General features: G+C 62.5%; 6 protein-coding genes and 1 rRNA gene. 5 read left to right on the top strand and 2 right to left on the bottom strand.

What is annotated here, in order from left to right; translation table 11 throughout:
• The first annotated feature begins 25 nt into the window (after positions 1–25).
• From rrf to BMZ70_RS18025, 3 genes are all read left to right on the top strand, one after another.
• Positions 26–138 (top strand): 5S ribosomal RNA (rrf, locus tag BMZ70_RS18035).
• 137 nt (positions 139–275) lie between these two features.
• Positions 276–1,682, top strand: a complete 1,407-nt coding sequence (locus BMZ70_RS18030; protein ID WP_092277329.1) for a L,D-transpeptidase Cds6 family protein — start codon at positions 276–278, stop codon at positions 1,680–1,682.
• Between the two features lie 65 nt (positions 1,683–1,747).
• Positions 1,748–2,905 carry a L,D-transpeptidase family protein gene (locus BMZ70_RS18025; protein ID WP_229205443.1) on the top strand — a complete coding sequence of 386 codons (1,158 nt, stop codon included), beginning with the start codon at positions 1,748–1,750 and terminating at the stop codon, positions 2,903–2,905.
• Between the two features lie 29 nt (positions 2,906–2,934).
• On the opposite strand, the gene BMZ70_RS18020 is transcribed toward BMZ70_RS18025, so the two are convergent.
• Entirely contained in the window at positions 2,935–3,480 is a 546-nt protein-coding gene (locus BMZ70_RS18020; protein ID WP_092277323.1) for an acyloxyacyl hydrolase, read from the bottom strand.
• Positions 3,481–3,583: 103 nt separating this feature from the next.
• Between BMZ70_RS18020 and BMZ70_RS18015 the strand changes: the two genes are divergently transcribed.
• Positions 3,584–4,468 carry an NAD(P)-dependent oxidoreductase gene (locus BMZ70_RS18015; RefSeq protein ID WP_255372221.1) on the top strand — a complete coding sequence of 295 codons (885 nt, stop codon included), beginning with the start codon at positions 3,584–3,586 and terminating at the stop codon, positions 4,466–4,468.
• Positions 4,469–4,470: 2 nt separating this feature from the next.
• Here BMZ70_RS18015 and BMZ70_RS18010 read toward each other — a convergent pair whose 3' ends face one another.
• Positions 4,471–5,667, bottom strand: a complete 1,197-nt coding sequence (locus tag BMZ70_RS18010) for a M20 aminoacylase family protein (protein ID WP_092277317.1) — start codon at positions 5,665–5,667, stop codon at positions 4,471–4,473.
• Between the two features lie 116 nt (positions 5,668–5,783).
• Here BMZ70_RS18010 and BMZ70_RS18005 point away from each other — a divergent pair, with 116 nt between their 5' ends.
• On the top strand, positions 5,784–7,862 hold the full coding sequence (locus tag BMZ70_RS18005; protein WP_092277314.1) for a molybdopterin-containing oxidoreductase family protein: 2,079 nt from the start codon (positions 5,784–5,786) through the stop codon (positions 7,860–7,862).
• The last annotated feature ends 6 nt before the right edge of the window (positions 7,863–7,868 follow it).

The following is a 7,868-nucleotide window of genomic DNA, read 5'->3' as shown; positions in this document are numbered from 1 at the left end:
CGGCTGCGCAGCATACAAGTCAAAGCTTGATGACCATAGTAAGTCGGTCCCACCCCTTCCCATCCCGAACAGGACCGTGAAACGACTCTACGCCGATGATAGTGCTGCAACCAGTGTGAAAGTAGGTTATCGTCAAGCTAGTTATTCCGCCAAGAAGGCCCGCTCAGTTTATCTGTGCGGGCCTTTTTGCTTTGGCGCAACGGGATTGCGCACAGTTTTGATATGCGGAAATGAAAGGTGTACCATGTGTCCTTTCGCGCTTGCTTCAAACCTCAATGAAAAATAAGACAGCCCAAACCATGCTGTACTGCGCATTGGCACTGGTGGCCTGGGCTCCTGCCCACGCCGACGATTACGCCGATGTCAGCAAACTGGCCAAGGCCGGTAAAGTCGCTGAAGCACTCAACAAGACCAATGAATACCTGAGCAAGCACCCGGCCGATCCGCAGATGCGGTTCATGAAGGGCGTGCTGTTGACCGAGCAAAACAAATCGGACGAAGCCATCGCGGTCTTCACCAAGCTCACCGAGGATTACAAGGACCTGCCTGAGCCGTATAACAACCTGGCTGTGCTGTATGCCGCCAACGGTCAGTACGACAAGGCGCGCGTGGCGCTGGAAAAGGCGATCCGCACCAATCCGAGTTACCAGACTGCTTACGAGAATCTGGGCGATATCTACGGCAAGATGGCCAGCCAGGCGTATGACAAGGCACTGGCGCTGGGCTCTTCCACGGCCGTGCCGGCCAAGTCCAAGCTGACCATGCTGCGCACTTTCTCGACCAGTACCGGCGGCAAGATCGTCGGCGCGGAGACGATGGTGGCGCAAGCTTCGGCACCAGCACCGGCGCCAGCGCGTCCAGCCGCCAGCACCCAGCCGCCGCTGATTTCGCAACTGCCACCACAGAATGCCGCACAGGCCAATGCGCCGCAGCGGATTCCAGCATTGTCGGTAACGCCGCCGCCGGCCGCCGCGCCTAAAGTTGCGGCCACGGTGGCACCGGTTCCAGCGCCAGCGGCGGCCAAGCCGTTGCCGGCTCCTGTGCCGGCGCCAGCACCTGTCAAGGTTGCTGCGGCGCCTGCTCCCGCGCCAACACCAGCACCAACGCCTGCTCCGGTGGCCCAGCCGCCGGTCAAGATTGCTGCTGCGCCCGTACCTGCGCCGGTTCCAAGTCCAGTGAAAGCTGCTCCGGCCCCGGCCCCGGCACCAGCTCCGGTGAAAGTGGCGGTTGCACCGACGCCAGCACCTGCGCCGGTGGTTGCACCGCCGCCAGCCAAAGTCGAGCCACCTAAGCCGGCCGCTAAACCTGAACCGGAAAAAGTTGCCGCCAAGCCGGATACTTCGGAACGCGATGCGGTGGTGGCGCAGGTCAACGGCTGGGCCAAAGCCTGGGCCGCGCAGAACGTCGATTCCTATCTGGGTTACTATAGCCAGCAGTTCGAACCACCTAAAGGCGTGAGCCGCAAGGTCTGGGCTGACGAGCGCCGCGCCCGCATCGAAGGCAAGGGCCGCATCCGCGTGGAAATCGCTGCGCCCGAGGTGAAGATCGATGGCAACACGGCCCGCGTCACTTTCCGCCAGACCTATGAATCAGATCGTTTGTCGGCGCGCAGCCGCAAGACGCTCGTGATGGTCAAAAATGGTGGAAAATGGCAGATCAAGCAGGAAGTCTCGGGTAACTGATGTCACACTCATTTTTGCGTAAATGGCGCGCGGGAAGCATTCTCGGCGTAGTTCTTCTCAGTCTGATGGGAGGAGAGCTCAGCTACGCCGCAAAAAAGCCGGCGCGGGCGCAGGTTGCCCGTAAAGCCAATCCGGAAGAGCTGCTCAACGATATCTACAAGGAGTTGGCCACGCACGACCTCGGCGCGGCGCAACGCAAGGCCGACGCGCTGGTGGAGGCCTATCCGAACTTCCGTCTCGGCCACCTGATCCGTGGCGACATCCTGTTGATGCATACCCGCGCCGTGAGCAATCTCGGCGCGGCGGCGCCGGCCGGTTCGGAAGCCAAGCTGGCCGACCTGCGGCGTGAAGCGGCGGTGCGCTTGCAGGCCGAGCGCCCGGCGCCGACCCTGCTGCCGCGCGCGCTGCTGCAGATGCGCAAGGACCAGCGCCACGCGCTGATCGTCGATGCCAAGCATTCCCGCCTCTACCTGTACGAGAACACCAACGACGGCCTGCGCCTGCTGCAAGACTTCTACGTCAGCCAGGGCAAGCTGGGTATCAACAAGCTCAAGGAAGGCGATATGCGCACGCCGGTGGGCGTGTATTACCTGATCGGCCGCCTGCCGGGCGTGAAGCTGCCGGATATGTATGGCAAGGGCGCGCTGCCGCTCGATTATCCGAATGACTGGGACAAGGTGAATGGCCGCAGCGGTTCCGGCATCTGGGTGCACGGTACGCCGCCGGAGACCTTCAGCCGTCCGCCGTTGTCGACCGACGGCTGCGTGGTGGTCAGCAATGACGACCTGAATTTCCTGACCCGTACGGTGGAAATCGGCAAGACGCCGATTTTGATTGGCGATCAGGTGGAGTTCGTCAGCAAGGAGCAGCTGGACAAGGATCTGCGTCAGGCGGCCTCGCTGGTGGAGACCTGGCGCCGTGATGTGGAGAACCGCGATGACGCCAGCCTGAAGTCGCTGTATTCGGCGCGCTTCAAGTCGGCGGCGGATGAGGATATCAATGCCTGGCTGGACAAGAACCGCTATCTGCCGGGCGCGAAGAAGATTACGGTGACGGTCAGCGATCCGAGTTTCTTCCGCCAGCCTAGCCAGGAAGAGGTCATCGTCAGCAACTTCACGCAGCAGATCGTGATCGGCAAGTTCCGCCACGCGGTGCGCAAGAAGCAGTACTGGGCCAGGGAAGGCAAGAGCTGGAAGATTGTGGCCGAATCGAATGTGTCATAAAAAAAAGCCCCTTACGGGGCTTTTTTTACTTAGAAGTGGTACGCCGCTTTGAGTTCGACGAAGTTCACGCCCGAGTTCGGTTTCTTGTAGCCGCCGTTCGAGAAGTGCTGCAGCTTCAGCGCCACTTCCCAGTTGTTGTCGAACACGTAACCGGTGGCGATGTGGTCGCCGAACTGGAAGTGGGTCGACAGGCGGTTGTCGCTGTTGTTATACAGCTTCGAGAACATGTGCACGCCGATGCCGCCCTCGTAGTACAGGCCCTTTTTGTTGTCGTTCTGGAAGCGGAACACTGGGGTGAAGCCGATATCCCACAGTTTCTGCTCAGCGCCGACCACGTTCTTGTAGCGGTTTTCCTGCCACACGCCGGTGCTCAGTTCCCAGTAGCCACCCAGGTGGGTGCCGTTCGACTGGAACCATTTGTTGTCCCAATCCTTGGCGGCGTTGAAGCGCACCATCTGTACGTGCTCGCCAGCGCCGACGTCGACCGAGACGGAATCGACCAGTTTGTCATCGGCATAAGCGCCTTGGGCTACAACCAGGGCGGCAGCCAGCGCGATCATTTTTTTGTTGAACATAGTATCCTTTTGCATTGAGTGTGCTGTATCTAAAATTTATACGGCTAGCCTGTGATTGTACCGGGGTTCAGAAAATAATTCAGGAGCGCAATTGTCTACGTATATTAGCTTTTTAGGCATCGGCTTGATGGGAGATCCGATGGTACGCCGCTTATTGGCGGCGGGCCATCAGGTTACGGTATGGAATCGTACGCATGCCAAGGCGCAGGCGCTGGCCGAGGCGGGCGCCAGGCCGGTTGCCGATCTGGCCGAGGCGGTGCGCGGCGCCAGTGTCGTGATCTCCATGCTGGAGGCTGGCCCGACGGTGGCGACGGTGCTGCAAGCGGCCTTGCCCGCGCTGGCGCCCCAGACCTTGTGGATCGACATGAGCTCGACCCAGCAGGCGGAAGCGCAGGCCTTCCACGCGCAGCTGGCGGCCCAAGGCTGCCGCTTTATTGATGCGCCGGTGTCCGGCGGCGTGGGCGGCGCGGCGGCGGGCGCGCTGGCCATCATGGCCGGCGGGACGGCGGAAGACTTTGCCGAGGCCGAACCCGTGCTGTCGGCAATGGGGCGCGCCACGCTGGTCGGCCCGGCCGGCAGCGGGCAGGTGGCCAAGCTGTGCAACCAGCTGATCGTTGGTGCAACCATCAATATTGTCGCGGAAGCCATGCTGCTGGCGCAGGCGGCGGGCGCCGATCCGGCGGCGATGCGGGCGGCCATACGCGGCGGCTTTGCCGAGTCGAAGATTCTGGAGGTGCACGGCCAGCGCATGCTGGACCGGAATTTCGTCGCTGGCGGCAAGGTGACGACGCAGCTCAAGGACCAGCGCAACATCCTGGCGGCGGCGGAAGCGGCCGGCGTGGTGTTGCCGATCAGCGAGCTGGTGACGGCGCGCTACATGACCTTGGCCAAGACCATTCCGCAAGCCGATCACTCGGCCGCGCTGATCGGGCTGGAGCAGTTGAACCCGGGGCAGCGCGTGGGCGCCGCCCCGGATCAGTTAGGCTGAAGTCAGGCTGAAACCGGCAGACTGGCTTCCACCAGCTTGACCCAGAAGCTGGCGCCGACCGGCAGCAGGTTGTCGTTGAAGTCGTAGCTGCCGTTGTGCAGCACGCACGGACCGAGACCGTGGCCGCCGCTGCGGTGGTCGCCCTCGCCGTTGCCGATGAAGATGTAGCAGCCCGGCTTGGCCTGCAGGAAGTAGGCGAAGTCTTCCGCCGCCATCGACGGCTCGGTCTTGTCGTCCACCTTGTCGGCGCCGACCACGGACTTCATCACTTCGACCGCGAAGCGCGTTGCTTCCGGATGGTTGATCAGCGGCGGGTAGTTGCGGCGGAACTTGAATTCCACTTCCGCGCCGAACGCGGCGGCGGTATTCACCGCGACCTGTTCCATTTGTTTTTCCAGCATATCCAGCACGTCCCACGACAGGGTGCGCACGGTGCCGGCCATTTTCGCTTCGTCGGGAATGACGTTGGTGGCGGTGCCGGCCTGGATTTGCGTCAGCGACAGCACCGCCGTATCGAGCGGGCTGGTGCGGCGGCTGATGATGGTCTGCCAGCTTTGCGCGATCTGCACCGCGACCATCACCGGGTCGATGCATTTGTGCGGCTGGGCCGCATGGCCGCCCTTGCCTTTGACGGTGACGTAGAACTCGTTACTGGACGCCATCAGCGGGCCTTCGCACACGCTCATGTGGCCGGCCGGGATGCCGGGCCAGTTGTGCATGCCGTAGATGGCATCCATCGGGCATTGCTCGAACAAGCCGTCCTCGATCATGCGCTTGGCGCCGGCGCCGCCTTCTTCGGCCGGCTGGAACACGAGATACACGGTGCCGTCGAAGTTACGGTGCTCGGCCAGGTATTTGGCCGCGCCCAGCAGCATGGCGGTATGGCCGTCGTGGCCGCAGGCGTGCATCTTGCCCGGATGGACCGAGGCGTGCGGGAAGGTATTCACTTCCTGCATCGGCAGGGCGTCCATGTCGGCGCGCAGGCCGATCGAGCGGCCGGACTTGCCGTGCTTGATGATGCCGACCACGCCGGTAATGCCCAAACCGCGAATGACGGGGATGCCCCATTCGGCCAGTTTGTCGGCTACGACCTCGGAGGTGCGCTGCTCCTCGTAGCAAAGCTCGGGATGGGCGTGCAGGTCGCGCCGTATCCGCTGTAGCTCGGATTGAAATGCAATGATGGGATCAACCAGTTTCATGCTACTTCTCCACTCTTTCTACTTTTCTAATTGTAGCCCTTGTCCGATGACTTAAGCCAGAGCGGGCGCAATGGTTTACGATACTGCTTTGAGCAAACGCTTTTTGGATTCCTGACATGACAACCACACAAGTCCGCGCAGCCTGCCCGCTCGACTGCCCCGATACCTGCGCGCTGCTGGTGACGGTGGAAGACGGCGTCGCCACCGCAGTCAAGGGCGATCCCGACCACCCGACCACGGCCGGCGTGCTGTGCACCAAGGTGTCGCGCTACACCGAGCGCACCTACCACGAAGACCGCCTGCTGCATCCGCTCAAGCGGGTCGGCAAAAAGGGCGAGGGCAAGTTTGAGCGCATCAGCTGGGAGGAAGCGCTGGACACCATCGCGGCCAGGCTCAAGCCGATCGCCGAGCGCGCGCCGGAAGCCATCCTGCCGTACAGCTACTGCGGCACGATGGGGCTGATCCAGGGCGAGTCCATGTCGTCGCGCTTCTTCAATAAAATCGGCGCCTCGCTGCTGGACCGCACCATCTGCGCGACGGCTGGTTTCACCGGTTACAAGTACACAGTCGGCGGCTCCATCGGCACCGACATGGAGCAGTTCCAGAACGCCAAGCTGCTGATTATCTGGGGCGGCAATCCGATCGCCTCCAACCTGCACTTCTGGATGCGCGCGCAGGAAGCCAAGCGCAATGGCGCGAAGCTGATTGCCATCGATCCATATCGCTCGCTGACGGCGGAGAAGTGCCACCAGCACATCGCGCTGCTGCCGGGCACCGACGCCGCGCTGGCGCTGGGCCTGATGCATGTGCTGATCAAGGAAGACTTGCTGGATCACGATTACATCGCGAATTACACGCTGGGCTTCGAGCAACTGAAACAGCGCGTGTCGGAATGGACGCCGGAGCGCGTGGCGCAAACCTGCGGCATCACGGTCGATGAAGTGGTCGACCTGGCGCGCCTGTACGGCGGCATGGCGAAGGCCGGCGAGCCGGTGGCGATCCGCACCAACTATGGCGTGCAGCGCGTGCGCGGCGGCGGCATGGCGGTGCGGAATATGGCCTGCCTGCCGGCGCTGGTGGGCGCATGGCGCCATGCGGCCGGCGGCATCCAGCTATCGTCCAGCGGTTCCTTCCCGACCAACAAGCCGAAGCTGCAACGCACGGATTTGCTGAAGAAGCTCCCGCGCACCATCAACATGACCACCATCGGCGACGACCTGCTGCGGCCTGCATCGCCGGAGTTCGGGCCTAAGGTGGAAGCGGTCATCGTCTACAACTCCAACCCGCTGGCGATTGCGCCGGATTCGGACAAGGTGATGCGCGGCTTCCTGCGCGAGGACTTGTTCACGGTGGTGCTGGAGCACTTCCAGACCGACACTGCGGACTACGCCGACATCGTTCTGCCGGCCACCACGCAGCTGGAGCACATCGACGCCCACACCGCCTACGGCCATCTGTACATGATGGCGAATAACGCCGCCATCGCGCCGATGGGCGAGGCCAAGGCCAACACTGAAATCTTCCGCCTGCTGGCGGCGAAGATGGGCTTCGACGACGACTGCTTCAAGGAGAGCGACGACGAACTGGCGGCACAAGCCTTCAACGCACAGGACGTGCGCGCCATCGGCTTCGACTGGGACGCCTTGAAGCAGAAGGGCTGGCAAAAACTGAACATGCCGGACGCGCCGTTCGCGCAGGGCGGCTTCCCTACGCCGTCCGGCAAGTGCGAGTTCTATTCGGCGCAGATGGAGAAGGACGGCCTCGATCCGCTGCCGGCCTACATCGCGCCATATGAATCGGCGGCCAGCAATCCGGAGCTGGCGAAGCGCTATCCGCTGGCGATGATTTCGCCGCCGGCGCGCAACTTCCTCAACTCCACCTTCGTCAACGTGAAAAGCCTGCGTTCGACCGAAGGCGAGCCGCATCTGGACATCCATCCGGACGACAGCGCGTCGCGCGGCATCGCCGATGGCGACATGGTACGCATCTTCAATGATCGCGGCTCCTTCATCGCCAAGGCGCGCGTGACGGACAAGGCGCGCGCCGGTTTGGTGGTGGGCCTGTCGGTGTGGTGGAAGAAGCTCGCAAAAGATGGCAAAAACGCCAATGAGGTTACCAGCCAACAGTTGACTGATATGGGCCGCGCGCCGACGTTTTACGATACACTGGTACAGGTCGAAAGGCTCGCCGCATGAGGTGAT

Origin of the sequence: Duganella sp. CF402 (genome assembly GCF_900109645.1) — a bacterium.
Classification (GTDB): Bacteria; Pseudomonadota; Gammaproteobacteria; order Burkholderiales; family Burkholderiaceae_D; genus Rugamonas.
The sequence above is the reverse complement of the archived record's forward strand: the minus strand, read 5'-3'. Positions and strand labels throughout refer to the sequence as shown.